We start from the raw sequence: 26,533 nt of genomic DNA, 5'->3' as shown, positions 1-26,533 counted from the left end.
GATTGAAGCTGTCGTTGTCCCGGGTGCGCACCAGCATGAAGTAATCGAACTCGCCGGTCACGACATGGCACCCCATGCAGCCGGACACCGTCTGCGCCGCTTTTTCGAAATTGGCGAAGGACTCGGGTGTCGACCGGTCCAGCACGACGCCGATCATGACCAGCATGCCGAGGTCCAGCAGGTGCGGGTTGAGCAGCGCCACCACCCCTTTGATCAAGCCAAGCTCTTTAAGCCGCTCCACCCTCCGCAGGCATGCGGGCGCGCTCAGGTTCACCTTGCCCGCCAGCGCCACGTTGGACACCGAAGCGTCGCGCTGGAGCGCCTTGAGGATCGCCCGGTCCGTGCGGTCCAGCGCCTCCCTGAGGGAAGCCGGTGCGCTGCTTTTTTCGAGAAATTTTGTTGTGCTCATATGAACCTATACAGAATAAAAATCAAAAAACCCGGCAAGGAAACCATATTCGTTTTGAATTTTAGAAGAATTTTGCAACCACCATTTTGTCATTTGTTTTTAATATTGGCCTCAACGGAGCATCAATGCAGCAATTGAAGAAAGGGTGGGTATGCCGTCTTTATTCGCAAGTCTTGATGCCTGGAGACCCGTCTTAACCCCAGGAGCCATTCGCATGAACCTCAAGAAATTTCCCCGCCACTCTTTGACCTTCGGCCCCACACCGATCCAGCCGCTCAAACGGCTCAGCGCCCACCTGGGCGGCAAGGTCGATCTTTTCGCAAAGCGTGAGGACTGCAACAGCGGGCTGGCTTTCGGCGGCAACAAGACGCGCAAACTGGAGTACCTGATTCCCGAAGCCCTGGAAGGCGGTTACGACACCCTGGTGTCCATAGGCGGCATCCAGTCCAACCAGACGCGCCAGGTGGCCGCCGTTGCCGCGCACCTGGGCATGAAGTGCGTGCTGGTCCAGGAGAACTGGGTGAATTACTCCGACGCGGTGTATGACCGGGTCGGCAATATCGAAATGTCGCGCATCATGGGCGCCGACGTGCGCCTGGACGCGGCCGGTTTTGACATCGGCATACGCCCCAGCTGGGAACAGGCCATGGACGACGTGCGCAAGGCCGGCGGCAAGCCCTTCCCGATTCCGGCCGGCTGTTCGGAACACCCGCGCGGCGGGCTGGGATTCGTCAGCTTCGCTGAAGAAGTGCGCCAGCAGGAGGCCGAGCTGGGCTTCAAGTTCGACTACATCGTGACCTGCTCGGTCACCGGCAGCACGCAGGCCGGCATGGTGGTGGGCTTCGCGGCGGACGGCCGCGCCGACAAGGTCATCGGCATCGATGCTTCGGCCAAGCCCAAGCAGACCTTTGACCAGATCCTGCGCATCGCGAAGGGCACGGCCGAACTGGTCGAACTGGGCCGCGACATCACGGCCAAGGACGTGGTGCTGGACGACCGTTTCGGCGGCCCGGAATACGGCCTGCCGAACGAAGGGACGCTGGAAGCCATCCGCCTGTGCGCCCGCATGGAAGGCATGCTGACCGACCCGGTCTACGAAGGCAAGTCCATGCACGGAATGATCGAAAAGACCCGCCTGGGCGAATTCCCGGCGGGCTCGAAGGTGCTGTATGCCCACCTCGGCGGCGTTCCTGCGCTCAACGCCTACAGCTTCCTGTTTCGCAACGGTTGAAAGCCCGCCGCGAAGGTTTCAACGCACCCCGCCTGTTGCCAGCGCCTTTTTTTTCCTGATGAAAGCAAGCCATGAAGCCAGCCCCCAAGTCCCTTCGTATCCTCTCCGTACTGTTGCTGGCCATGCTGGCGGCAACGGGGGCCAGGGCGCAGGCCTATCCGGTCAAGCCCATCCAGCTGGTCGTGCCTTTCCCCGCGGGTGGCGCGACCGACATCGTGGGCCGGCTGGTGGGGCAGAAGCTGGGCGAACGGCTGGGGCAGCCCGTCGTCATTGAAAACCGCGCGGGCGGCGGCACCATCGTGGGCGCCGGCTATGTGGCCAAGGCTGCCGCGGACGGCTACACCCTGCTTATCAGTTCGGGGTCGACGTTCACGGTCAATCCGGCCATCAACTCCAGGCTTCCCTACGACCCCGTCAAGAGCTTTGAGCCCATCGCGCTGACGGCGCGTGTGCCGCTGATCCTGGTGGCCAATCCGCAGGTGCCCGTCGGCAGCATCAAACAGCTCATCACGGCCGTGCAGGCATCGCCGGGAAAGTACATGTACGGCTCCTTCGGTACCGGCACCACGGGCCACTTCGCGGGTGAACTCATCCTGAACGCCACGGGATTGAAGATGGAGCATGTGCCCTATAAGGGCAGCGCCCCCGCCATCACCGACCTGGTCGGCGGGCAGATCCCGTTTTCCGTTGACACGGTGGCGGCCACGCTGCCGCAGATCAAGGCCGGCAAGATCAAGCCGATTGCCGTGACCGCCGCCAGGCGCTCCAGCTTGCTGCCGAATGTACCGACGGTCGCGGAGTCCGGCTACCCGGGCTTCGACGCGGACTCCTGGCTGGCCATCGTGGCGCCGCGGGGCATCCCGCGCGAAGTGAGGGTTCGCCTTGAACTGGCGCTCGCCAACACCATGGCCGACCCGGAGGTCAGGGACAAGCTGCTGGCCAACGGCCTGGAGCCCGCTTACGCCCCGGCCGCCTCGGTTGCGGCCCTGATAGACCACGACCTTCCCATCATGCGCGCCACCGCGCAGCGCGCTAATATCCGTTCGGAATGAAATCGCCCCATCCCCGCACACCTTTCACCTCCTTTACCTCCTCCCCATCATGAGCAGAGACGACGCACTGGCCAGGGCGGCTGCCTATTTCGATGACGGCCGTTTCCTCGAAACGCTTTCGCGCCGTGTCGCCGTCCGGAGCGAAAGCCAGAACCCGGCCGGCGCACCGCAGCTTCGCGCCTACCTGGACGAGCACATCGCGCCCCAACTCGCACAGCTCGGCTTCACGCACCGCATCCTTGAGAACCCGCATGCCGGRGGCGGGCCTTTCCTGCTGGCCACGCGCACCGAAGCCGACGCGGCCTTCAGCGTGCTGACCTACGGGCACGGTGACGTGGTGCGCGGCCAGGAAGGGCTGTGGCGCGAGGGTCTCGACCCCTGGCGCGTCACGGTGCAAGGGGACCGCTGGTACGGACGCGGCACCGCGGACAACAAGGGGCAGCACAGCATCAACCTCGCCGCGCTGGCCCAGGTGCTGGCCGTGCGCGGGGGCAAGCTGGGCTACAACCTCAAGATCGTCCTGGAGACCGGTGAAGAAACCGGCTCACCGGGCCTGCGCGAGTTCTGCGCCCTGCACCACGAGGAGCTCGCCGCCGACGTGTTCATCGCGTCAGACGGCCCGCGCGTGGCCGCCTCCAGCCCCACCCTGTTCCTGGGTTCCCGCGGCTTTTTCAATTTCAGCCTGCGGGCGAACCTGCGGGACGGCGGCCACCATTCCGGCAACTGGGGCGGCCTGCTGCGCAATGCCGGCACCAGGCTGGCCCACGCCATTGCCAGCCTGGTGGACGCCAAAGGGCGAGTACTGGTCAAGGGGCTGCTGCCCGACTCGCTGCCGGCCAATGTCAGGGAGGCCCTGAAGACCATCAGCGTCGGGGGCGACCCGGGCGACCCCGCCATCGACAGCGACTGGGGCGAACCCGGCCTCACCCCCACCGAGCGTGTTTACGGCTGGAACACCGTGGAAGTCCTGGCCTACAAGACCGGCAATCCCGACGCGCCGGTCGGCGCCATTCCCGGCCACGCTTTTGCGCTGTGCCAGATACGCTTCGTCGTCGGTAGCGACAGCGCCAATTTTGTGGCGCATATCCGGAAGCATCTTCAGGCCCATGGCTTTGACGACATCGACGTACAGCCGGACGGCGAACCGATGGCCGCCACCCGGCTCGACCCCGATGACGCCTGGGTGCGCTGGGGCCTGGACTCCATCCGGCGCAGCACCGGAAAAGCCCCGTCCCTGCTGCCGAATTTTGGCGGTTCGCTGCCCAACGACGTCTTCGCCGAGCTGCTGGGCATGCCGACGCTGTGGTTCCCGCACTCCTACCCGGCGTGCAGCCAGCACGCCCCCAATGAGCATCTGCTGGGCAGCGTGGCGCGTGAAGGGCTGCAGCTCATGGCGGGCATTTTCTGGGACCTGGCCGAGAGCGGCCATGACGTCGTCCGGCATCGCGCCGGCCTGCGATAGCCAATGTACGGATGACGCGCTACTCGCTCATCACCACCAGAACCTGCGCGTCCGCGCGCCCCAGCGAGACGTAGATGTGGCCGACGCCGCTGTCGAAATAAGCCGACTCGTGGCGGCCCACCTCGATGATTTCACCGGTTTCGAATTCGATGCGCACCCGGCCCGACAGCACCGTCAGGAACTCCTGCCCCGGGTGGCGGACGAAATCGGAGAACTGGTCGCGCGCCCGGGCCAGGATGCGGCCGTGCATCGGCGTCATGCGCTTGCCGGGGAAACCGGCGGCCAGCGCGCGGTAGTCGTAGTTGCCCGAACTGTAGGCCGGCGCGTCGCCGGCATCGGACCAGACCACCACGGGCGTGGCCGCGCCGGGCTGCGGCGCCGCGGCCCGCGCGTCCAGCAACTGTCCCACGTCCAGCGACAGCGCCCGGGCCACGGCGGCCAGCTTTTCATAGCTGACCGAGATCTGGCCCAGCTCCATCTTGGACAGGGTGGACAGCGCCACGCCGGAGCGCCCGGACAGGTCCTTGAGCGTCAGCCGCCGCGCCTTGCGGTGCGCGCGCAGGCTCAGGCCCAGTTGCACCCTGTCCGCTTCGGGGGCGGCGGCGGGCGGGCGGGCGGGGCGTGGAGCCATGGTGTTTTCCCTTTGTTTGGCGCAAATCAGGCGGAAATCAGGCGTAATCCCGGTAAATCGGCTGGACAGGCATGATTCTCGCATGTGAGAATTCTCAAATGAGAGAATTTGAATGAAAGAATATGACATCCTGATCGTCGGCGCCGGCATTGCGGGCGCCTCCCTGGCCTGGCGCCTGGCCGGGCAGCGCAGCGTGGCACTGCTCGAGCGCGAGTCCCAGCCGGGTTACCACTCCACGGGCCRCTCCGCCGCCATGTTCATGGAAAGCTACGGCCCGCCCATGGTGCGGGCGCTGACGCGCGCCAGCCGCGCCTTTTACGAGCAGCCGCCCGAAGGCTTCGCGCCCGACCTGATGCAGCCGCGCGGCGTGATTTACCTCGCCACGCACGGGCAGGAAAAAGAACTGGCCCACACCCGCAAGGAACTGTCGCCCAGCTGCCCCGGCCTGGCGACCCTGGACGCCGGCACCACGCTGGCCCATGTGCCCTGCCTGCGGCCCGATCTGGTGCACGGTGCGCTGTACGACGCCGGCGCGCAGGACCTGGACGTGCATGCCCTGCACCAGGGTTTCCTGCGCGGCTTTCGCCGCAAGGCGGGGGCCGACGGCGAACTGCGCACCAGCGCGGGCGTGACCAGCGCCACGCACGATGGCCGCTGCTGGACCGTGGAACTGGCCGACGGCCAGACGCTGCGCGCCCGCACCGTGGTGAATGCCGCCGGCGCCTGGGCCGACGAGCTGGGCGCCGTGTTCGGCGCGCGGCCCATAGGCCTGGTGCCACACAGGCGCAGCGCCTTCACCTTCAAGGGGCCCGAGGGTGTGGACGCCTCGCATTGGCCTGCCGTGGTGGGCGTGGACGAAAGTTATTACTTCAAACCCGACGCGGGCCAGATGCTCGGCTCACCCGCCAATGCCGATGCCACGGTGCCGCACGACGTGGTGCCCGAGGAACTCGACATCGCCATGGGCATACACCAGATTGAAAGCGTCTCGACCCTGACCATACGCCGGCCGGCGAGTACCTGGGCCGGCCTGCGCTCTTTTGTGCCCGACGGCGAAATGGTGATAGGCCAGGACGATGCCTGCCCCGGCTTCTTCTGGCTCGCGGCGCAAGGCGGCTACGGCATCCAGAGCGCGGCGGGCGCAAGCGCGCTGGCCGATGCGCTGCTGCGCCAGGCCGCGCTGCCCGAGGAATTGCTGCGCCAGGGCCTGGATGCCCGCGCGCTGTCGCCGGCCCGCCTGCGATGACGCTGCCGCCTGTCCCCACCCCACCATCGCCCGTCCCACCATCGACCGACACTTCAAAGAGGCCTACCATGCACCACATGCCATTCAATGCACTGCGCCGCACGCTGATCGCCGGCGGCATGATCTTCTGCGGGCTGGCCGCCGTGGGCGGGCCCGCCCGTGCCGCTGATTTTCCGGAGCGGCCCGTGACGCTGGTCGCGCCCTTCCCGGCCGGCGGCGCGGCCGACGTGCTGGCGCGCATTCTGGGCAAGGCCCTGGGTGACCAGCTGGGCCAGCCCGTGGTGGTCGAGAACAAGCCGGGCGCCGGCACCGCCATAGGCGCGGCCGCGGTCGCCAGCGCCAAGCCCGACGGCTACACCCTGCTCGTGAGCTCGAACTCCACCTTCACGCTGAATCCGGCGCTGCAGCCCAAGCTCTCCTACGACCCGGCCAAGGGTTTTGAGGCGATCGGCCTGGTGGGCTCGGTGGCGCTGGCGATGCTGGTGAACCCGTCGGTCACCGCCGCCGATGTGCACCAGTTTGTGGCCGCCGCCAAGGCCAACCCTGACAAATACCTCTACGGCAGCTTCGGCAACGGCACCAGTTCCAACTTCGCCGGCGCGATGTTCAACACGGCCACCGGCCTGAAGATGACGCATGTGCCCTACAAAGGCTCAGGCCCGCTGATGACCGACCTGATGGGCGGGCAGATTCCGGTGTCTTTCGACACCGTGGTCGCCGCATCGCAGCAGCTCAAGTCCGGCAAGATCCGCGTGCTGGCCGTGGCCATGAACAAGCGCTCCGCCCTGCTGCCGAATGTGCCGACCATGGCCGAGGCCGGCTACCCGGCCGTCGACATGAACGCCTGGCTGGCCGTGGTGGTGCCCAAGGGCGTGCCGGCGCCCGTCAAGGCACGGCTTGAAAAAGCATTGATGACGGTCATGGCGAATCCCGAAACACTGGACAAGCTCAAGGCCGCCGGCTTCGAGCCCGGCTACACCGCGGTTCCCGACTGGTCCGGCATGGTCACGGCCGAAATCGCGCGCATGAAGGCGCTGGCCGAACGTTCGCAAATCAAAACCGACTGAAGACATTGATATGCCCTCCACCCTGCCAGACATCTCCGCCGTCGAACTCCGCCGCCTGATCGGCAGCCGCCAGGTTTCGCCGGTGGAATTGATGGACGCCTGCATAGGCCGCATCGAAAGCCTCAACCCCGCCATCAACGCCATCTGCGCGACCGACTTCACGCGGGCACGCGAGGCCGCGCGCGAAGCCGAGGCGCAGGTGATGCGCGGCGGGCCGCTGGGGCCGCTGCACGGGCTGCCGCTGGGCGTGAAGGACCTGCAGGACACGGCGGGCCTGCTGACCACTTACGGCAATGTGGGGCTGCGCGGCAATGTGCCGGCCAAGGACAACGCGCTGGTAGCCAAACTGCGCGCGGCGGGCGCCATCGTCACGGCCAAGACCAATGTGCCCGACATGGGCGCGGGCGCCAACACCCGCAACCCGGTCTGGGGCGCGACGGGCAACCCCTTCAACCCCGCGCTCAATGCGGGCGGTTCCTCGGGMGGCTCGGCCGCGGCGCTGGCGGCCGGCATGCTGCCGATCTGCACCGGCTCCGACACCGGCGGCTCGCTGCGCATCCCGGCTGCGCTGTGCGGCGTGGTCGGCCTGCGGCCTTCGCCCGGCCTGGTGGCCAACGATGCGCGGCCGCTGGGCTGGTCGGTCATCTCGGTGCTCGGGCCCATGGGCCGCAATGTGGACGACACGGCGCTGCTGCTGTCCGCCAGCGTGGGCGCCGATGCGCGCGACCCGCTGTCCTACCCGGTGGACGGCGCAGGCTTCTGGCCGCTCAAGCCCGCCGACCTGTCCACGCTGCGCGTCGGCACGACGGAGGATTTCGGCCTTTGCATCGTGGACCCGGAAATACGCCGCGTGTTCCGCCAGCGCGTGGAGGCCATCCGGCCGCTGGTGGCCAGCTGCGAACCGGTGGACCTGCAACTGGGCGACGCTGACCGCGCCTTCGACACGCTGCGCGCCGAGAGTTTTGTCGCGGCTTTTGCCGACATCTACCGCAAGGCCCCCGAAACGCTGGGGCCGAATGTGCGCGCCAACATGGAAATCGCCGCCGCCATCACGCTGGCCGACCGCGCCTGGGCACACCTGGAGCAGACGCGCATCTCGCGGCGCTTCGCCAAAGCCTTCGAGCAGTACGACCTGATCCTGGCGCCGGTCACGCCGGTCACGCCTTTCCCCTGGACAGAACTGTTCGCCGGCAACATCGACGGCCAGGCCATGCGCAACTACTACCACTGGCTGGGCCTGACCTATGTGGTGACACTGGCCACCAACCCGGCACTGGCCCTGCCCTGCGGCAAGGACGAACACGGCATGCCCTTCGGCCTGCAGGTGATCGGGCGGCTGCATGGTGATGCGCAACTGCTGGCCGCGAGCCGGGCGCTGGAACAGGTGTTCGAGGGCAGCGACAGCCTGCGCCGGCCGGTGCCCGACCTCAAGCCCCTGCAGGCGGCCAGGCCGGAACTCAAGTCCATCGTGACGCATCCGCCCGAGACGGCGGGCAGCCAGGGCTCCGGCGGCTTGAACGCCGTCTGAACCGCGCTTGCGGGCCTACAGAATTACAGGATCAGCAGCGCGCGGAAGTCGTTGACGTTGGTGTGCGTAGGCCCGGTGATGACCAGGCCGCCCAGCGGTTCGAAGTAGCCGTAGGCATCGTTGCGGTCCAGGTATTGGTCAACTTTCATGCCCTGGGCCAGCGCGCGCTGCAGCGTATCGGGCGCCACAAAGGCGCCAGCATTGTCTTCGACGCCGTCTATGCCGTCGGTATCGGCCGCCAGCGCGTACACGCCGGGCTGGCCCTGCAAGGCCAGCGCCAGGCCCAGGCAGAACTCRCCGGCGCGGCCACCCCGGCCACGCGGCGTGCCTTCAGGCTGTTTCCGGATCGTGACGGTGGTTTCACCGCCACTCAAGATCACGCAAGGCTTGCTGAAGGGCTGGCCCTTCAATGCAACAGCACGCGCCAGCGCCGCATGCACCTTGCCGACCTCGCGCGATTCGCCTTCCATCTCGTCGCTCAGGATCCAGGCCTGAAGGCCGGCCGCGCGCGCCACGGCGGCGGCGGCTTCCAGGCTTTGCTGGGGCGTGGCGATCATGTGGACCTCATGGCCGGTGAAGACCGCGTCGCCGGGCTTGGGGGTTTCGAGCGCGCCCTGCTCCAGCAGGCTCATGATGGCGCCAGGCACTTCAATGCCGTAGCGCTGCAAGATCGCCACCGCCTCGGCGCAGCTGGTCGCGTCGGGCACCGTGGGGCCGCTGGCGATGATGGACGGGTCGTCGCCCGGCACGTCGCTGATGGTGAGCGTCACCACGCGCGCCGGCGCGCAGGCCGCAGCCAGGCGCCCGCCCTTGATGCGCGAGAGGTGCTTGCGCACGCAGTTCATCTCGGAAATGTTCGCGCCGCTGTTAAGCAGCGCCTTGTTGATGCGCTGCTTGTCTTCCAGCGTCAGTCCTTCGGCCGGCAGGGTCAGCAAGGCCGAGCCGCCGCCCGAGATCAGGCACAGCACCAGGTCGTTTTCGGTCAGGCCTTGAACCATGGCCAGGATGCGCTGCGCGGCCGCCAGCCCGGCGGCGTCGGGCACCGGGTGCGCGGCCTCGACGATTTCGATGCGCGGCTTGAGGCCCTCGGGCCGCGGCGGGATGTGGTGGTAGCGCGTGACGACCAGGCCTTCGAGCGGCGCATCGGCCGGCCACAAGGCCTCGACCGCCTGCGCCATGGAGCCGCCGGCCTTGCCCGCGCCAATCACGATGGTGCGGCCGCCGCTGGCTTTTGTGGGCGGTTTGGGCAGGTAACGGGCTGTGTTTTCGAGCGGCAGCGCGCGCGTGACGGCGGCGCGGTACAGGTGCTCGAGGAACTCGCGCGGCTGGGTGGCGGCGTCGGGGGTGGTGTTGCTGGGCATGCTGGAAGTGCTGGAAATGGGTGTCTTGGCGGCGGTCATTGAAATGTCTCCACCCCGGATTGTGCCGTGGTAACCGGGCAGTAACCCGGCAGCCCCCGTGGGCTTCAGGGATACGGCAAAACAGGCGCTGCCTAGAATGACCTTTCACCCCGCTCAACCCATTCCCCACCGAAGAAGAAAGCCCGCATCGCATGAATGCTTACCTCGCCCTTGGCATCGCCATCGTTGCCGAAGTCATCGCCACCACGGCGCTCAAGTCCAGCGAGAGCTTCACGCGGCTGGTGCCTTCGCTGGTCAGCATCGCCGGCTACGGCACGGCGCTGTACCTGCTCACGGTGACCATGAAATCGATTCCCACCGGCGTGACCTATGCGATCTGGTCGGGCCTGGGCATTGTGCTGATCAGCATCACCAGCTTCTTCATCCACCAGCAAAAGATAGACCTCTGGGGCATGGTGGGCATGGCGCTGATCATCGCGGGTGTGGTGGTGCTGAACCTCTTTTCAAACACCACCAGCATTCACTAAGGACCAAGGGACCAAGGCCGGTTCCTGGAAGGATGAGAGGCTTGCGGGGCGTCACTTCTTCCCCAGCCCCAGCCGCCGCGCGCCTTCGGTGTAGAGGGCTATGCGCTCCTTCATGAAGGCGTCCATCTGGTCCGTGCCCACGCTGATCAGTTCAAAGCCGTTCCTGGCGGCGAGCTCCTTCATCTCCGGCTCGCTGTTGAGCGCGGCCCACAGGTCCGACAGCCGCTTGCGCGCTTCCGGCGGCGTGGATTTCGGCACGCCGATGCCGCGGTAGGCGCCGTCCACCCAGTCCACGCCCAGCTCGCGGAAGGTGGGCACGTCGGGCATCAGCGGGTGGCGCTTTTCCATGGCCACCGCGAGCGGCCGCACCCTGCCCTTGTTGCTGATGGCAAAGGGCGTGTAGGTCACCGCGCCATCGACCTGCGCGCCGATCACGGCGATGGACATGTCGCCCGTGCCTTTGTAAGGCACATAGGTGCTCTTGATGCCGAAGGCCGCGTTGAGCCGCTCATGCGCCGCATGGTTGGCCGAGTTCAGGCCGGAACCGCCCAGGTTGAGCTTGCCGGGGTTCTTTTTGGCGGCCGCGATGAAATCCGCGAAGGTCTTGATCGGGCTTTTCTCGGGTACCACCAGCACGTCGGGCGTGTAGTGGAACCAGAACACCGGCGCGATGTCGGCCGTCTTGTACTGCACCTCGCCCTCGATGGGCTGGAACACGATGTGCGGCAGGTTGATGCCCACGACGTTGAGGCCGTCCCCGGGCAGGTTGTTCATCTGGCCCCACATCAGGCCGCCGCCCGCGCCCGCCTTGTACTGGATGATGGTGTCGACCGCCGGGCATTTTTTCTTGAGCACGACCTGCTGGTGGCGCGCAGACAGGTCGGACTCGCCGCCCGGCGGAAAGGCCTGCCAGTACTGCACATTTTTGTCGGGGCAGGCGGGGGCGGCAGGCGCAGGCTGTGCCATGGCGACGGGCGCTGCCGCCATGCAGAAAATGCCCATCCACTTTTTGATCTCGGTGTTCATGCTTGTCTCCTGGTGTTTTTTGGGAAGCGGGAACCGGCCGGCATTCAGGAAAGCCTTGCGCGCCGGCGGCGCACTGAATGGATCAGGCGGCCTGCAACAGGCGGCTGCCGACCTCCGCACAGACGGCCTCGGTGACCTGCGCCGTGGTGGCCTGGCCGCCCAGGTCGCGCGTGTGCAGCGCGGCATTGGCGGTGGTTTTCTCAACCGCCGCCATCAGCACCGCGGCCGCTTCGGCCTCGCCCAGGTGTTCCAGCAGCATGACGCAGCTCCAGAAGGTGCCGACCGGGTTGGCCAGGCCCTTGCCCATGATGTCGAAGGCCGAGCCGTGGATGGGCTCGAACATGCTGGGGTAGCGGCGTTCGGGATCGATGTTGCCGGTGGGCGCGATGCCCAGGCTGCCGGCCAGCGCGGCGGCCAGGTCGCTCAGGATGTCGGCGTGCAGGTTGGTGGCGACCACGGTGTCCAGCGAAGCCGGGCGGTTCACCATGCGCGCGGTGCAGGCATCGACCAATTCCTTGTCCCAGGTGACGTCGGGAAACTCCTGGCTGATCTGCAGCGCGATCTCGTCCCACATCACCATGGCGTGGCGCTGGGCGTTGGACTTGGTGACCACGGTCAGCAGCTTGCGCGGGCGCGACTGCGCCAGCCGGAAGGCGTAGCGCATGATGCGTTCGACACCGGCGCGCGTCATCATCGAAACGTCGGTTGCCACCTCGATCGGGTGGCCCTGGTGCGCCCGCCCGCCGACACCCGAATACTCGCCCTCGGAGTTCTCGCGCACGATGACCCAGTTGAGTTGCTCCGGGGTGCAGCGCTTGAGCGGCGCGTCTATGCCGGGCAGGATGCGCGTGGGCCGCACGTTGGCGTACTGGTCGAAGCCCTGGCAGATCTTCAGGCGCAGGCCCCACAGCGTGATGTGGTCGGGGATGTGCGGATCGCCGGCCGAGCCGAACAGGATGGCGTCCTGGCCGCGCAATTCGTCCAGGCCCTTGTCGGGCATCATCACGCCGTGCTTGCGGTACCAGTCGCCGCCCCAACCGTAGGACGTGAACTCGAAACGGAAATTCTTTTGCGTGGCGGCAAGCGCTTGCAACACTTGCTGGCCGGCCGGGACGACCTCTTTGCCGATGCCGTCGCCGGGGATACAGGCGATTTTGTAAGTCTTCATGGGTTTCCTCAGTGGTGATGCCGGTGGTGATGCCTCCAATGTAGCGATTGGCGGGAACAACAAAAGCCTTTAAAGTGAGACCATTGTTAACTTCAGGTTACGAATGAATCCATCCAGTCCCGCCCCTTCCGAGATGGCTTTTTTCAGCCTGCTGGCGCGCTACGGCAGCCTGTCGGCCACGGCGCGCGAACTCGGCGTCAGCACCGCGGCCGTCAGCAAGCGGCTGGCGCAGATGGAGGCCAGGCTGGGCGTGCAGCTGCTCAACCGCACGACGCGGCGCGCCAGCCTCACGCAGGAAGGCGAGATCTACCTGACGCATGCGCGCCGCATCCTGGCCGACATCGACGACATGGAGCAGCAGGTCTCCAGCGCCGTGGCTGCCCCCAAGGGCCTGCTGCGCGTGAACGCCACCCTGGGTTTCGGCCGCAGCCATGTAGCGCCGCTGGTCTCGCGTTTCGTGAAAGCCCATCCCGAGGTCGAAGTGCAGCTGCAGCTCACGGTCAACCCGCCGCCGCTGACCGAGGACGCCTTCGATGTCTGCATACGCTTCGGTGAGCCGCCCGACGCCCGCGTGGTCGCGCGCCTGATAGCGCCCAACCGCCGCCTGCTCTGCGCCGCGCCAGCCTACCTGGCCCGCCACGGCACACCCAGGGTGCCGCACGACCTGGCGCGGCACAACTGCATAGGCATACGCCAGGGTGACGAGGCCTACGGCATGTGGCGCCTGTCCTCCGGCAAGCAGACGCAGGCCGTCAAGGTGCACGGCAACCTGAGCACCAGCGACGGCGAGATCGCGGTGAACTGGGCGCTGGACGGCCACGGCATCCTGATGCGCGCCGAATGGGACATCGCCAAATACCTGCGCAGCGGCCGCCTGGTGCAGGTGCTGGAGAACTACCGCACGCCACCGGCCGACATCCACGCGGTGTATCCGGCCCGCCACCAGCATTCAGCCCGGGTCAAGGCCTTTGTGGATTTTTTGGCACGGCATTTTGAGAAGCCCTCCACACGCGCGGCCGGGCTGGTGAGCAATTGGTAGGCGCTATTCAGTTCGCGCGCCCGCGTCGAACCACTGCTTGATGGCCAGCCGCTCCGCCTCGGTGATACCGGTCGCGTTGTTCATGGGCATCAGCCGCGTGACCACGGCCTGCTGGTAGACCTGCGTCGCATGCTGCTTGACGGCCCCGGGTGAATCGAGGCGCACATTCTTCATCTGCAGCTGTGCACCGTGGCACTGGTAGCAGCGCTGGGCCAGGATGGGTTGCACCTTGTCATAACCGGAGCCGGATGAGACGGCGGCCGGTGCAGCCGCGGCAATGGGCGCGGGTTTCATCCAGACGATCACACCGATGATCACAGCGACACCCGCCAGCGCATACGCCAGCGGGTGCCGGTTGCGGCCCAGCTTGTAGCCGTGGCGCAGCACAAAGAACTGGCGTATCGCCGCGCCGGCCAGCATCATGAGGATCAGCACCAGCCAGTTTTGCGGATGGCTCCAGGTGAAGCTGTAGTGGTTGCTGAGCATGGCGAACAGCACCGGCAGCGTGAAGTAGGTGTTGTGCACGCTGCGCTGCTTGCCGCGCTGGCCGTGCACCGGGTCCACCGCCTCACCGGCCTTGATGGCGGCCACCACCTTGCGCTGGCCGGGGATGATCCAGAAGAACACATTGGCGCTCATGGCGGTCGCCATCATCGCGCCCACCAGCAGAAAGGCCGCGCGCCCGGCAAACCAGTGGCAGGCCAGCCAGGATGCGATGCAGACCAGCACGGCGACCAATGCGCCCACGATGGCGTCGCCATTTTTGCCCCTGCCGAACAGCTGGCAGATGCCGTCGTACAGCATCCAGAAGATCACGAAAAAAGACAGCGCCACGCCGGCCGCCGCGCCGGGCGACCAGTTCATCAGCGATTTGTCGACCAGGTAGGTGCCGGCGTTCCAGAGATAGGACACCGTGAACAGCGCAAAGCCCGACAGCCAGGTGCTGTAGCTTTCCCAGTAAAACCAGTGCAGGTGGGCCGGCAGCTGCGGCGGCTTGACGGCGAATTTGACTGGGTGGTAAAACCCGCCGCCGTGCAYGGCCCAGAGCTCGCCACTGACGCCCTGTTTCTTGAGGTCTTCATCAACCGGCGGCGTGAGGCTGCTGTCGAGGAAGACGAAGTAAAACGAGGAGCCGACCCAGGCGATGGCGGTGATGACGTGGACCCAGCGCAGCAGCAGGTTGGCCCAGTCCAGGAGGTAGCTTTCCATATCTCTCAACCCTTGCGGCGCCCGTGCGGGCACCGCGATTTCAGCCTGCTCACCACTGCGGGCGCTGTAAGCAGAAAACGGGTCACGAACAAAAGAAGCGGGGCTTGATGTTTGAGGCCCTGCTTCCCGGCTCCGCTGCGACCTGGTGTTGGGAGTTTATCGGCTTTGCCGACGGGCGCAAGCTCAGCCCGCATCGATGCTCTGCAACAACTGCGCCGCAACAGCGACGGCAATGACTTCCGGCTCCTTGCCTGTGATGCCGGGCACGCCTATCGGACAAGTCACATGCGCGAGTTCAGCCGGCGTGAAGCCCCTGGCCTCCAGCCGGTGCCTGAAGGCCGCCCATTTGGTCTTGCTGCCGATCAGCCCCATGTAAGGCAAGTCGCCCTGCTCACGCTGGCGCTTGAGGCAGGCGGCCACGATGTCCAGGTCTTCCGCATGGCTGAAGCTCATGACCAGCACGCGCGACCGCGGCGCCAGGCCCGGCACGGCGTCCTGCACCGGCTCTGAATGCTCGCACACCACACGCGGCGGCACGCTGTCCGGGAACACGCCGTCACGGCTGTCTATCCAGGTCAGCGCGAACGGCAGGGGTGCGAGCACCTGGGCGAGCGCATGGCCGACATGGCCGCCGCCGAACAGCGCCACCGGCGTGAGCCGTGGCGCATCCAGCCGCAGCGCTAGCGCCGCCGCATCGCCGGCCTCCACCCGCTCGAAGCGCAGCTGCACCACACCGCCGCAGCACTGGCCCAGCGACGGGCCCAGCGCCACGCGCTGCGGCTCAACTTCGTGCGGAGCATCGCCTTTTTCCAGCAGCGTGCGAGCTTTGGTGATGGCCTCGTATTCGAGGTGGCCGCCGCCTATGGTGCCCACGATGGCATCGGCGAACACGGCCATCCAGGTGCCCGCCTCCCGCGGGACCGAGCCCTGTGTTTCGGCCACCCGCACCAGCACCGCCGGCGCTGTGGCCAGGCGGGCCAGCAGGGCGTCAAGTAACAAACCGGTGTTGCAGGAAACCATTGGTGACGTGTTGAAAGCGTAAGAAAACGGAATAGTCGGCAAAATGAGACCTTAGCACCACCCGGCCGGCGCGCGGTCTCCGCGCATGATGGCGGGTATACGCAAAACCCCATGAGCCGGCCCCAAGAGGCCCAGAGAGGCAAACCATGACAAGACCAGAGATGCCTTCTTCCCCTTCTACTTCAACTTCTTCTTCCGCCCCGCGGCGCTTCTGGCTGATGGCCCTGCTGTCCGCGGCCGGGGCCGCCATCGTGAGCGCCTGCAAAACCGCCCCCGACGCCACGCCCGCGCCCGGACCCGCCAAGGCGCCGGACACCCCGGTGATCGGCCCCATCGCGGGCCCCCAGGGCTCGGCCCGGAGCTCCAGCGCCTCCACGCCGCGCGCCTACCGCGAAGACGGCGCCACGCACATCTACGGCCTCAATTCAGACCGCGTCTACAAAGGCCGCATGCCGCCGCTGCTGTATGCCGTCGGTGTGCTGAATGTGGAGATCGACCGCGCCGGCCGCGTGACCCGCCTGGACTGGATGCGCGCGCCGCGCCAGGCGCCCGAAGTGATGGCCGAAATCGAGCGCACCGTCCAACAGGCCTCGCCCTTCCCAGCGCCCACCCGCATGGGCAAAGTGGTTTACACCGACACCTGGCTGTGGCACAAGAGCGGCAAGTTCCAGCTGGACACGCTCACAGAAGGACAGGACTGACTAAGGCCCCGACTGCTGCAGGTATTCCGTTTTTATCTTCGGCTATTGGCTGTTTGCATTCCGCTCCCACCCCTTGTGGATGCGCCGAGGAGCGCAGGGCCAGACGGATCAGGGATCGCGTTGTCTGAGCCGAAGGCGAGTTTAGCGAGACCCCGGCTGGACCGAGCACCGCAGGCTGCCCGCAGCGAAGCGGAGGGACGCAGCAACCAGGGTCGCCTTTTGGTATTCGCATAACTTCGCTTCGCGAAGTGAGCGAATCCCCACTGCGTGACCTTTTGCTTACTTTGCTTTTGGCGAAGCAAAAGAAAAGTGAGTTGCCGCCGGGCAACCCCCGGCCCCGGAACCCAAACCAACACCTGCGCCCATTAATCTATCTTGAGATTCTGCGTTTTAACGACGTTCACCCACGCCCGGTAATCCGCCTCAATGAACTGACCAAGCTGCGCAGGCGTTCCCGGCGCGGCGTCCACAGCGTCGGCCTTGAAACGGGCCAGCACGTCGGGCATGGCCACGATCTTGTTGATGGCGGCGTTCAGGGTGTTGACGACGGCGGGCGGCGTGCCGGCGGGCGCGGCCAGCGCGAAGTAGTTCAGCACGTCAAAGCCCTTCAGGCCGGACTCCGCCATGCTGGGCACGTCGGGCAAGGCGCTGGAGCGTTTGGCGCTGGTCACGGCCAGCGGCTTGACGCTGCCGTTCTTGATGAAGGGCAGCAGCGCGGGAATGGTGCCGGTCACGAGCTGGATCTGCCCGCCGATCATGTCCATGGTGGCCGGCGCCACGCCGCGATACGGGATGTGCGTGATGAAGGTGCCGGTGCGGGCTTTGAGCGATTCCAGCACCAGGTGGTTGACACCGCCCGAGCCGGCGGAGCCATAGTTGAGCGCGCCGGGTTTCTGCCTGGCCAGCGCGATCAGCTCTTTCATGTTGTTGGCCGGCAGCTGCTTGTTGGCGGCCCAGACCAACGGGCCGCTGGCGATCATGCCGACCGGCGTGAACTGGCGCAGCGGGTCGTAGTTGGCGCTGGGCAGCGAGGCCGCCACCGTGGTGAAAGGCGATGCCACCAGCAGCAGCGCGTAGCCGTCGGCCGGCGCCTGCGCCACAAACTGCGTGCCGATGGCGCCCGAAGCGCCCGCGCGGTTGTCGACCACAAAGGTTCCGCCCAGGACTTCACCGAGCTTTTGCGCGATCAGCCGCCCCATCGCGTCGGTGCCGGCGCCGGGCGCGAAGGGCACGACGATCTTGACGGGACGTTCAGGATAAGCGGCGGTGTTGGAAGAAGGGCCTTGTGCCAGCGCGGTGCAAGCCATCAGGGTGGCGACGGTGCCTGCAGACAACAGCAGGGCTTGGCGGCGGCTCAGCGCGCCCATCGGCTTGACGTTCATGGGGGAAGAGGCTCAGTAGTAAAAAGGGCTGATTGTTCCCGACCCGCATGACGCCCTCATGACACAGGCTCACCGACGGTTCAACTGCCCCGATAAGTGGAGTAGCTCCAGGGGCTCACCAGCAAAGGCACGTGGTAATGCGCGGTGATGTCGGCCACGCCGAAGTCCAGGCTGACCTGGTCCAGAAAGGCCGGCTCTGGCAGCGCCACGCCGCGCGCCTTGAAGTAATCCGCAACGTCAAACACCAGGCGGTAAGTGCCCGCTTTCAAATTGCTGCTGTCGTACAGCGGTCCGTCCGGGCTACGGCCGTCATCGTTCAGTGTGAAGGCTTTCACCAGCGTGGCCTGGCCCGCCCGGGTTGTGTACAGCGACACCTTCATGCCACCCGCAGGTAAGCCATGCATCGTGTCCAGTACATGTGTGCTCAAGCCCATGGCGTTCCTTGGTAATAGTTGGGGGAGCCGCTCAAAAACCCTCCCGGCGTTGTTGCAGCCGCCTTGCCGTGCTGTAGCACTGTCTGCGGCGTCGCGCCTAGCCAGGACCGCTTCGCTGGGTTTGTGAGCAGCTCTTGGTTTTAATTTCGGTTTACCAAAAGTGTATACAGTTTTTGGGTTTACGGCTATCATGCGCCGATGGAACCATCGACCACCCATGCCATTGTCGAGGCGCTGACCAAGGCCATTGTGGAGCACAGGCTGCACCCGGGCACCAAGCTGGCGGAACAAAAACTCGCCGACCATTTCGGTGTCTCGCGCACGCTGGTGCGACAGGCGCTGTTCCAGCTTTCRCAAAACCGACTGATACGCCTGGAGCCCGCGCGCGGCGCCTTTGTGGCCGCTCCCTCGGTAATGGAAGCGCGCCAGGTGTTTGCCGTGCGCCGCATGCTGGAAGCCGAAATGACGCGTGCCTTTGTGCGCGAGGTCACACCCGCGAAGATCAAGGCGCTCAAGGAACACGTGGCCCAGGAAAAAGCCGCGCTTGACATTGGCGACGTGCCCGGCCGCAATGAGCTGCTGGGCGACTTCCACGTGCGCATGGCCGAGCTCATGGGCAATGAAGTGCTGGCGCAAATGCTGGGCGAGCTGATCTCGCGCTGCGCGCTGATCACGCTGATGTACCAGACGGCCAGCGCCGCCGAGCACTCCAACGACGAGCACGCCGAAATCGTCAAGGCCCTGGCCGCCAAGGACGAGGCCCTGGCCGTGCGCCTGATGACCGAACACCTGCTGCACGTCGAGGAAAACCTGGCCTTCGACCGCAAGGTGCCGACCAACGACATTTCGATGGCTTTGTCATGAACAACAAAATTTTCGCCGGGCCGCCCCAAGAAAATTTAGCCCCCTCGGGGGGCAGCGTAGTACGCGAAGCGACAAGCGTGGGGGCAACATATCCACGCGACCTCGTCGGCTACGGCCGGAATCCGCCGCAGGCCAACTGGCCCGGCAAGGCCCGCATCGCCGTGCAGTTCGTGCTCAATTACGAAGAAGGCGGCGAGAACTCGGTGCTGCACGGCGACGCCGGTTCCGAGCAATTTTTGTCCGAGATGGCCAACCCGCCCAGCTTTGCCGACCGCCACCTGAGCATGGAAGGCATTTACGAATACGGCTCGCGCGTGGGCGTGTGGCGCATCCTGCGCGAATTTGAAAAGCGCGGGCTGCCGCTGACCGTCTTCGGCGTCGGCATGGCCTTGCAGCGCCACCCCGAGGTGGCCGCAGCCTTCACCGAGCTCGGCCACGAGATCGCCTGCCACGGCTGGCGCTGGATCAACTACCAGCAGGTCGACGAGGCCACCGAACGCGAACACATGCGCCTGGGCCTGGACGCGATCGAAAAACTCACCGGCACGCGCCCGCTGGGCTGGTACACCGGCCGCGACAGCCCCAACACGCGCCGCCTGGTGGCCGACGACGGCCGGCTCGAATACGACAGCGACTACTACGGCGACGAGCTGCCCTTCTGGACCGAGGTGGCGCGAACCGACGGCGCCGTGGTACCCCGGCTGGTCGTGCCCTACACGCTGGACACCAACGACATGCGCTTCGCCCTGCCCCAGGGCTTCGCGCAGGCCGAGGACTTTTTTATCTACCTGCGCGACAGCTTCGACGCGCTGTATGCCGAGGGCGATGAGTCGCCCAAAATGCTCAGCATAGGCATGCACTGCCGCCTGCTGGGCCGCCCCGGCCGCATCGTGGCATTGCAGCGTTTCCTCGACCATGTGCAGAAGCACGACCGCGTCTGGGTCTGCCGCCGCATCGACATCGCCCGCCACTGGCAGGCCACCCACCCCCACACGCCCCGGCAGGAAAACTGAACATGGCCATCACCCTTGAACAGGTCAACACCGCGCCGCGCGACCAGGCGCTGCAGCTACTGGACGGGCTTTACGAGCACTCGCCCTGGGTCGCTGAAAAAGCACTCGACGCCCGCCCCTTCCGTTCGCTGGCGCAGCTCAAGCACGCGATGGCCCAGGTGCTGCGCGCGGCCGGCAGGGATGCCCAGGTCAAGCTCATCCAGGCGCATCCCGAACTGGCCGGCAAGGCCATGGTGAGCAAAAACCTCACGGCRGAATCCTCCCACGAACAGGGCAAGGCCGGCCTCACCGATTGCACGACCGAAGAGTTCGCCACGCTGCAAAAGCTGAACGCCGACTACAACGCCAAGTTCAGTTTCCCCTTCATCCTCGCGGTGCGCGGCCCGCGCGGTACCGGCCTGGGGCGGCAACAGATCATCGACACCTTCGCGCGCCGCCTGCAGAACCATCCCGACTTCGAGCTGCAGGAGAACCTGCGCAACATCCACCGCGTGGTGGAACTCAGGCTCAACGACAAGTTCGCCGCCACGCCCGCGCTGGGCAACGACGTCTGGGACTGGCATGAAGCGATGTCGCAGTACAGCGACCCGGGCTATCTTGAAAAAGGCCAGCTCACGGTGACCTACCTGACCGAGGCGCACCGCGCCTGCGCGGCCTTCATCAGCGGCACCATGCGGGACTGCGGCTTTGACGAGGTGGGCATTGATGCGGTGGGCAATGTGGTGGGCGTCTACAAGGCCTCGGCGCCGGGCGCCAAGACCCTGCTCACCGGCAGCCATTACGACACCGTGCGCAACGGCGGCAAGTACGACGGCCGGCTCGGCATCTTCGCGCCCATGGCCTGTGTGCGCGAGTTGCACCGCCAGGGCAAGCGCCTGCCTTTCAACATCGAGGTCGTGGGCTTTGCCGAGGAGGAAGGCCAGCGCTACAAGGCGACCTTCCTCGGTTCCGGCGCGCTGATCGGCGACTTCAAGCCCGAGTGGCTGGACCAGAAGGATGCCGACGGCATCACCATGCGCGAGGCCATGCGGAACGCCGGCCTGAAACCTGAAGACATCGGCAACATCAAACGCGAGGCCGGCAACTACCTGGGTTTTGTCGAAGTTCACATCGAGCAAGGCCCGGTGCTCAACGAACTCGATCTGCCGCTGGGCATCGTGACGTCGATCAACGGCAACGTGCGCTACCTCTGCGAGATCACCGGCATGGCCAGCCACGCCGGCACCACGCCCATGAACCGCCGCCGCGACGCGGCCGCCGCTACCGCCGAACTGCTGCTCTACGTGGAGCGCCGCGCCGCGCAAGACGGCGATTCCGTCGGCACCGTCGGCATGCTGCAGGTGCCCAGCGGCTCCATCAACGTGGTGCCCGGGCGCTGCCTGTTCTCGCTGGACCTGCGCGCGCCCGTCGACGCGCAGCGCGACGCGCTGGTGGCCGACGTGCTGGCCGAGCTCAAAACCATTTGTGAACGCCGCGGCGTGCACTTCACGACCGAACTCACCGAACGCGCCGCCGCCGCGCCCAGCGCGCCGGCCTGGCAGCAGCGCTGGGAGCGCGCGGTCGATTCGCTGGGCGTGCCTTTGCATGCCATGCCCAGCGGCGCCGGCCACGACGCCATGAAGCTGCACAAGGTGATGCCGCAGGCCATGCTCTTTGTGCGCGGCCAGAACTCCGGCATCAGCCACAACCCGCTGGAAAGCAGCACCAGCGACGACATCGAGCTTGCGATCCAGGCCTTCACCCATCTGCTCACCCATCTCGCGCCCTGACCACCATGACCTTTTCCACCGATTACGCCCGGCTCGACAGCTGGATAGACGCCCATTTCGACGAGGAAACCGCCTTCCTCCAGCAGTTGATACGCGTGCCCACCGACACGCCGCCCGGCAACAACGCGCCGCATGCCGAACGCACCGCCGACCTCATCAAGGCCTTCGGCTTCGAGGCCGAAAAGCATCCCGTGCCTGAAGCCGATGTGCGTGCTTACGGCATGGAATCCATCACCAACCTGATCGTGCGGCGACAGTACGGCAACAAGGGCGAAGGCAAAACCATCGCCCTCAACGCCCACGGCGACGTGGTGCCACCCGGCGAAGGCTGGACAAAAGACCCCTACGGCGGCGAGATCGTGGACGGCAAGATTTACGGCCGCGCCTCGGCTGTCAGCAAATGCGATTTTGCGAGCTTCACCTTCGCCGTGCGCGCGCTCGAAGCGCTGGGCGCGCCGCTCAAGGGCGCGGTCGAGCTGCACTTCACCTATGACGAAGAATTCGGCGGCGAGATGGGCCCGGGCTGGCTGCTCAAGCAGGGCTTGACCAAACCCGACCTGCTGATCGCGGCCGGCTTCTCGTATGAAGTCGTCACCGCCCACAACGGCTGCCTGCAGATGGAAGTCACGGTGCACGGCAAGATGGCCCATGCCGCGATCCCAGACACCGGTGTCGATGCGCTGCAGGGCGCGGTGCACATCCTCAACGCACTCTATGCGCAGAACACGCTCTACCAGCAGGTCACCTCCAAGGTCGAGGGCATCAAACATCCCTACCTCAATGTGGGCCGCATCGAAGGCGGCACCAACACCAACGTGGTGCCCGGCAAGGTGATGTTCAAGCTGGACCGCCGCATGATCCCCGAGGAGAACCCGGCCGAGGTCGAGGCCAATATCCGCAAGGTGATTGCCGATGCCGCGGCCGAACGCAAAGGCATCACCATCGACATCAAGCGCCTGCTGCTGGCCAATTCCATGCGGCCGCTGCCCGGCAACCAGCCTCTGGTCGAGGCCATCCAGAAACACGGCGAGGCTTTGTTCGGCCAGAAGATCCCGGCCATGGGCACGCCGCTCTACACCGACGTGCGCCTGTACGCCGAAGCCGGCATTCCCGGCGTGATCTACGGCGCCGGCCCGCGCACCGTGCTCGAATCGCATGCCAAGCGCGCCGACGAACGCCTGGAACTCGAAGACCTGCGCCGCGCCACCAAGGTGATTGCGCGCACGCTGCGCGACCTGCTGGCCTGAGCTGACTGCACGATGCCCCCGCTTCGGGGGTAATCACGGACGGAAAAATCCGCAAAAGCGGCGAGCCCGGCGCGACTTTCGCCGAAAATAGGCCGCACGCCGTGCCGGCGAGGGTGTTTCGTCCCCTCGCCCCCTTTACCCGAAAAGCACGGCATTGTTTTTGCTATCCCTTCCGTAGCTCCCGCTACCGCTTCTTCGAGGCGGCCAGTGCTCACTTTTTTGGCCCAGGACCACCCCATGACCCACCGCATGCCCTTGTTTTCCGCCGCGCAACTCGCCAGGGCCGCCGGCCTGCTCGCCGCCACCGCGGCCTTCAGCCTCGCCCATGCGCAGAACACGCCCATCAAGTTCCAGCTCGACTGGCGCTTTGAGGGCCCGGCCGCCCTCTTCCTCACGCCGGTGGCCAAGGGCTACTTCAAGGCCAACAAGCTGGACGTGACGGTGGACGCCGGCAACGGCTCGGGCGGCGCGGTCACGCGCGTAGCCTCGGGCACCTACGACATGGGTTTTGCCGACCTGGCCTCGGTCATGGAGTTCCATGCCAACAACCCTGACGCGCCCAACAAGCCTGTCGCCGTGATGATGGTCTACAACAACACGCCGGCCTCGGTCATGGCGCTCAAGAAGTCGGGCATCAAGACCCCGGCCGACCTCAACGGCAAAAAAATGGGCGCCCCGGTGTTCGACGCCGGCCGCCGTGCCTTCCCGGTCTTTGCCAAGGCCAACAAGATCACCGGCTTCCAGTGGGTCACCATGGACCCGCCGCTGCGCGAAACCATGCTGGCGCGCGGCGACGTCGATGCCATCACCGGCTTCACCTTCACCTCGCTGCTCAACCTCGAGGCGCGCGGCGTCAAGGCCGAGGACGTGGTGGTGCTGCCCTATGCCGACTTCGGCGTGAAGCACTACGGTAACGTCGTCATCGCCTCGCCCAAGCTCATCAAGGAGAACCCGGCCGCCGTCAAAGCCTTCCTGCAGGCCTTCACCAAGGGCGTGAAAGACGTTGTGGCCGACCCTGCCGCCGCGATTGAATTCGTCAAGGCGCGCGACGGCATCATCAACGTGCCGCTGGAAGTGCGCCGCCTGCGCCTGGCGATAGACACCGTGGTCAACAGCCCCGACGCACGCGCCGAGGGCTTCGGCCAGGTCAAAGCCCCTCGCCTCACGCTGATGGCCTCGCAGGTCTCCGACGCCTTCGGCACCAAGACCCGCGTCGACCCCGCGCTGGTGTGGAACGGCTCCTTCCTGCCCACGGCGACTGAACTCAATGTGCTGCCAGTTCCCAAGAAATAAGCATGTCCCTGGCCACTGCCGACAACCCTCATTTCGTTGATTTCCGCGACGTCTGGCTCGCCTACAACGACGAGCTGCTCGCGCGCAAACAGTTTTCCGTCGAGGCCATAGACCTGCAGGTGCGGCAAGGCGAGTTCATCGCCATCGTCGGGCCTTCGGGCTGCGGCAAGTCCACCTTCATGAAGCTCGCCACCGGCCTGAAGATGCCTTCGGCGGGCCGCATCCTGATCGACGGCCGGCCCGTGACCGGGCCGCTCAAGATCTCGGGCATGGCCTTCCAGGCGCCGTCGCTGCTGCCCTGGCGCACCACGGTCGGCAATGTGCTGCTGCCGCTCGAGATCGTCGAGCCCTACCGCAGCCAGTTCAAGGCCAAGCGCAAGGAGTTCGAGGAACGCGCACGGCGCTTGCTGCAAAAGGTCGGCCTGGCCGGTTATGAAGACAAGTTCCCCTGGCAGCTCTCGGGCGGCATGCAGCAGCGCGTGAGCATCTGCCGGGCTCTGATCCACGAGCCCAAGATGCTGCTGCTCGACGAGCCCTTCGGCGCGCTCGACGCCTTCACGCGCGAAGAGTTGTGGTGCATCCTGCGCGACCTCTGGACCGAGCAGCGCTTCAACGTAATCCTGGTCACGCATGACCTGCGCGAGTCGGTGTTCCTGGCCGACACGGTGTATGTGATGAGCAAAAGCCCGGGCCGTTTTGTCGTCAGGCGCGAAATCGACCTGCCGCGCCCGCGCGACCTGGAAGTCACCTACACCCGCGAATTCAGCGACATCGTGCACGAGCTGCGCGGCCACATAGGCGCGATGCGCGGCGGAGCGCAACCGTGAACATGAACAACAAACAACTCGAACGCTGGGCGCCGTGGCTGCTGCTGGCGCTGGTGGTGGCACTGTGGCAGGCCGCGTGCGCGGGTTTCTCGGTGCCCGAGTTCATCTTCCCGGCGCCGCTGGCCATCGCCCAGGCCATGGCCGAATTCGCCGGCCCGATTGCCGAAGCCGCCTGGAAAACCTTCTGGGTCACGATGGTCGGCTTTGGCCTGTCCATCGTCGTCGGCGTGCTGCTGGGTTTCCTGGTCGGTTCATCGCGCCTGGCCTATGCGGCGGTCTATCCGCTGCTGGTGGCCTTCAATGCCGTGCCGAAAGCGGCGATTGTCCCCATCCTGATTGTCTGGTTCGGCATAGGCATTGGCCCCGGCATCCTGACCGCCTTCCTGATCTCGTTTTTCCCCATCACCGTCAACATGGCCACCGGCCTGGCCACGCTGGAGCCCGAACTGGAAGACGTGCTGCGCGTGCTAGGCGCCAAGCGCCGTGACGTGCTCATCAAGGTCGGCCTGCCGAGGTCCATGCCCTACTTTTTCGCCTCGCTCAAGGTGTCCATCACGCTGGCTTTTGTCGGTACGGTGCTGGCCGAGATGACAGCCGGGGATTCGGGGATTGGCTATCTCATGCAGAGTGCCGGGTCGCAGCAACGRCTGGCGTTGGCGTTTGCCGGGCTGGTGGTGATTGGGGCTATGGCGATGGCTATGTATGAGTTGTTTAGTTATGTTGAGAAGCATACGACCGGGTGGGCGCATCGGGGGTCACAGGCTGGCTGAAGTGTCCGGCCTTGCTCCGGCGGTGCGCTCTCTGCTGAGGGTTGCTGGCCGGGGTTGCCCGGCGGCAAGTAACTTTCTTTTGCTTCGCCAAAAGAAAGTCACCAAAGAAAAGGCGACCCGCAGTCTGGGTCCCTACGCTTCGCTACGGGCAACCTGCGGTGCTCGAGCCAAGCGGGGTCTGGCTAAACTCGCCTTCGGCTCAAACAACGCCAGCCCTGATCCGCTTGTCTCTGCGCTCCTCGGCCCAGCCAGGACGG

General features: G+C 65.9%; 25 protein-coding genes. 16 read left to right on the top strand and 9 right to left on the bottom strand.

Annotated features, from left to right (window positions below):
* A partial coding sequence (locus AC1D0P_RS03630; protein ID WP_477675440.1) for an Lrp/AsnC family transcriptional regulator occupies positions 1-409 on the bottom strand: 409 nt, incomplete at its 3' end.
* A 214-nt stretch (positions 410-623) separates the two neighbouring features.
* Between AC1D0P_RS03630 and AC1D0P_RS03625 the strand changes: the two genes are divergently transcribed.
* The 3 genes from AC1D0P_RS03625 (at position 624) to AC1D0P_RS03615 (ending at position 4,154) form a co-directional block, all read left to right on the top strand.
* The gene (locus AC1D0P_RS03625; RefSeq protein ID WP_436157967.1) at positions 624-1,640 is read left to right on the top strand and encodes a 1-aminocyclopropane-1-carboxylate deaminase; all 1,017 of its coding nucleotides are present in this window, start codon (positions 624-626) and stop codon (positions 1,638-1,640) included.
* 71 nt (positions 1,641-1,711) lie between these two features.
* On the top strand, positions 1,712-2,692 hold the full coding sequence (locus AC1D0P_RS03620) for a Bug family tripartite tricarboxylate transporter substrate binding protein (protein ID WP_477675439.1): 981 nt from the start codon (positions 1,712-1,714) through the stop codon (positions 2,690-2,692).
* Between the two features lie 49 nt (positions 2,693-2,741).
* Positions 2,742-4,154, top strand: coding sequence for a M20 family metallopeptidase (locus AC1D0P_RS03615; RefSeq protein ID WP_477675438.1), 1,413 nt, complete (start codon positions 2,742-2,744; stop codon positions 4,152-4,154).
* 19 nt (positions 4,155-4,173) lie between these two features.
* On the opposite strand, the gene AC1D0P_RS03610 is transcribed toward AC1D0P_RS03615, so the two are convergent.
* The gene (locus tag AC1D0P_RS03610; RefSeq protein ID WP_477675437.1) at positions 4,174-4,785 is read right to left on the bottom strand and encodes a helix-turn-helix domain-containing protein; all 612 of its coding nucleotides are present in this window, start codon (positions 4,783-4,785) and stop codon (positions 4,174-4,176) included.
* A 112-nt stretch (positions 4,786-4,897) separates the two neighbouring features.
* Here AC1D0P_RS03610 and AC1D0P_RS03605 point away from each other — a divergent pair, with 112 nt between their 5' ends.
* From AC1D0P_RS03605 to AC1D0P_RS03595, 3 genes are all read left to right on the top strand, one after another.
* Entirely contained in the window at positions 4,898-6,031 is a 1,134-nt protein-coding gene (locus AC1D0P_RS03605; RefSeq protein ID WP_477675436.1) for an NAD(P)/FAD-dependent oxidoreductase, read from the top strand.
* A gap of 68 nt (positions 6,032-6,099) precedes the next feature.
* The gene (locus AC1D0P_RS03600; RefSeq protein WP_477675435.1) at positions 6,100-7,098 is read left to right on the top strand and encodes a Bug family tripartite tricarboxylate transporter substrate binding protein; all 999 of its coding nucleotides are present in this window, start codon (positions 6,100-6,102) and stop codon (positions 7,096-7,098) included.
* A gap of 10 nt (positions 7,099-7,108) precedes the next feature.
* Entirely contained in the window at positions 7,109-8,626 is a 1,518-nt protein-coding gene (locus AC1D0P_RS03595) for an amidase (protein ID WP_477675434.1), read from the top strand.
* Between the two features lie 23 nt (positions 8,627-8,649).
* On the opposite strand, the gene AC1D0P_RS03590 is transcribed toward AC1D0P_RS03595, so the two are convergent.
* Positions 8,650-10,026: a glycerate kinase type-2 family protein gene (locus tag AC1D0P_RS03590; protein ID WP_477675433.1), complete on the bottom strand. Its 1,377-nt coding sequence runs from the start codon at positions 10,024-10,026 to the stop codon at positions 8,650-8,652.
* 152 nt (positions 10,027-10,178) lie between these two features.
* Here AC1D0P_RS03590 and AC1D0P_RS03585 point away from each other — a divergent pair, with 152 nt between their 5' ends.
* Positions 10,179-10,514 carry a DMT family transporter gene (locus AC1D0P_RS03585; RefSeq protein ID WP_477675432.1) on the top strand — a complete coding sequence of 112 codons (336 nt, stop codon included), beginning with the start codon at positions 10,179-10,181 and terminating at the stop codon, positions 10,512-10,514.
* Positions 10,515-10,565: 51 nt separating this feature from the next.
* Here the strand turns inward: AC1D0P_RS03585 and AC1D0P_RS03580 are convergent, their stop codons facing one another.
* On the bottom strand, positions 10,566-11,540 hold the full coding sequence (locus tag AC1D0P_RS03580; RefSeq protein WP_477675431.1) for a tripartite tricarboxylate transporter substrate binding protein: 975 nt from the start codon (positions 11,538-11,540) through the stop codon (positions 10,566-10,568).
* Between the two features lie 82 nt (positions 11,541-11,622).
* Entirely contained in the window at positions 11,623-12,708 is a 1,086-nt protein-coding gene (locus AC1D0P_RS03575; RefSeq protein WP_477675430.1) for a tartrate dehydrogenase, read from the bottom strand.
* Between the two features lie 103 nt (positions 12,709-12,811).
* On the opposite strand from AC1D0P_RS03575, the gene AC1D0P_RS03570 reads away from it, so the two are divergent.
* The gene (locus AC1D0P_RS03570; protein ID WP_477675429.1) at positions 12,812-13,747 is read left to right on the top strand and encodes a LysR family transcriptional regulator; all 936 of its coding nucleotides are present in this window, start codon (positions 12,812-12,814) and stop codon (positions 13,745-13,747) included.
* A 3-nt stretch (positions 13,748-13,750) separates the two neighbouring features.
* Here AC1D0P_RS03570 and AC1D0P_RS03565 read toward each other — a convergent pair whose 3' ends face one another.
* A complete protein-coding gene (locus AC1D0P_RS03565) occupies positions 13,751-14,956 on the bottom strand; it encodes a urate hydroxylase PuuD (protein WP_477675428.1) in 1,206 nt (401 codons plus the stop codon).
* Positions 14,957-15,139: 183 nt separating this feature from the next.
* Positions 15,140-15,976, bottom strand: a complete 837-nt coding sequence (xdhC, locus tag AC1D0P_RS03560; protein ID WP_477675427.1) for a xanthine dehydrogenase accessory protein XdhC — start codon at positions 15,974-15,976, stop codon at positions 15,140-15,142.
* 146 nt (positions 15,977-16,122) lie between these two features.
* On the opposite strand from xdhC, the gene AC1D0P_RS03555 reads away from it, so the two are divergent.
* On the top strand, positions 16,123-16,677 hold the full coding sequence (locus tag AC1D0P_RS03555; RefSeq protein ID WP_477675426.1) for a hypothetical protein: 555 nt from the start codon (positions 16,123-16,125) through the stop codon (positions 16,675-16,677).
* A 365-nt stretch (positions 16,678-17,042) separates the two neighbouring features.
* Here the strand turns inward: AC1D0P_RS03555 and AC1D0P_RS03550 are convergent, their stop codons facing one another.
* On the bottom strand, positions 17,043-18,059 hold the full coding sequence (locus tag AC1D0P_RS03550; protein WP_477675425.1) for a tripartite tricarboxylate transporter substrate binding protein: 1,017 nt from the start codon (positions 18,057-18,059) through the stop codon (positions 17,043-17,045).
* Positions 18,060-18,139: 80 nt separating this feature from the next.
* Complete coding sequence (uraH, locus tag AC1D0P_RS03545; RefSeq protein ID WP_477675424.1) at positions 18,140-18,493, bottom strand: hydroxyisourate hydrolase; 354 nt, start codon at positions 18,491-18,493, stop codon at positions 18,140-18,142.
* A 198-nt stretch (positions 18,494-18,691) separates the two neighbouring features.
* Here uraH and AC1D0P_RS03540 point away from each other — a divergent pair, with 198 nt between their 5' ends.
* The 7 genes from AC1D0P_RS03540 (at position 18,692) to AC1D0P_RS03510 (ending at position 26,276) form a co-directional block, all read left to right on the top strand.
* Positions 18,692-19,357, top strand: coding sequence for a GntR family transcriptional regulator (locus AC1D0P_RS03540; protein ID WP_477675423.1), 666 nt, complete (start codon positions 18,692-18,694; stop codon positions 19,355-19,357).
* A 77-nt stretch (positions 19,358-19,434) separates the two neighbouring features.
* The gene (puuE, locus tag AC1D0P_RS03535; protein ID WP_477675422.1) at positions 19,435-20,370 is read left to right on the top strand and encodes an allantoinase PuuE; all 936 of its coding nucleotides are present in this window, start codon (positions 19,435-19,437) and stop codon (positions 20,368-20,370) included.
* A 2-nt stretch (positions 20,371-20,372) separates the two neighbouring features.
* Complete coding sequence (uraD, locus tag AC1D0P_RS03530; protein WP_477675421.1) at positions 20,373-22,139, top strand: 2-oxo-4-hydroxy-4-carboxy-5-ureidoimidazoline decarboxylase; 1,767 nt, start codon at positions 20,373-20,375, stop codon at positions 22,137-22,139.
* A gap of 5 nt (positions 22,140-22,144) precedes the next feature.
* Complete coding sequence (locus AC1D0P_RS03525; RefSeq protein ID WP_477675420.1) at positions 22,145-23,386, top strand: M20 family metallopeptidase; 1,242 nt, start codon at positions 22,145-22,147, stop codon at positions 23,384-23,386.
* 237 nt (positions 23,387-23,623) lie between these two features.
* Positions 23,624-24,679, top strand: a complete 1,056-nt coding sequence (locus AC1D0P_RS03520) for an ABC transporter substrate-binding protein (protein ID WP_477675419.1) — start codon at positions 23,624-23,626, stop codon at positions 24,677-24,679.
* A gap of 2 nt (positions 24,680-24,681) precedes the next feature.
* The gene (locus AC1D0P_RS03515; RefSeq protein WP_477675418.1) at positions 24,682-25,506 is read left to right on the top strand and encodes an ABC transporter ATP-binding protein; all 825 of its coding nucleotides are present in this window, start codon (positions 24,682-24,684) and stop codon (positions 25,504-25,506) included.
* Positions 25,507-25,508: 2 nt separating this feature from the next.
* Positions 25,509-26,276 carry an ABC transporter permease gene (locus AC1D0P_RS03510; protein WP_477675441.1) on the top strand — a complete coding sequence of 256 codons (768 nt, stop codon included), beginning with the start codon at positions 25,509-25,511 and terminating at the stop codon, positions 26,274-26,276.
* The last annotated feature ends 257 nt before the right edge of the window (positions 26,277-26,533 follow it).

It is taken from the genome of Polaromonas sp. P1_G2 (genome assembly GCF_056405515.1).
The sequence above is the reverse complement of the archived record's forward strand: the minus strand, read 5'-3'. Positions and strand labels throughout refer to the sequence as shown.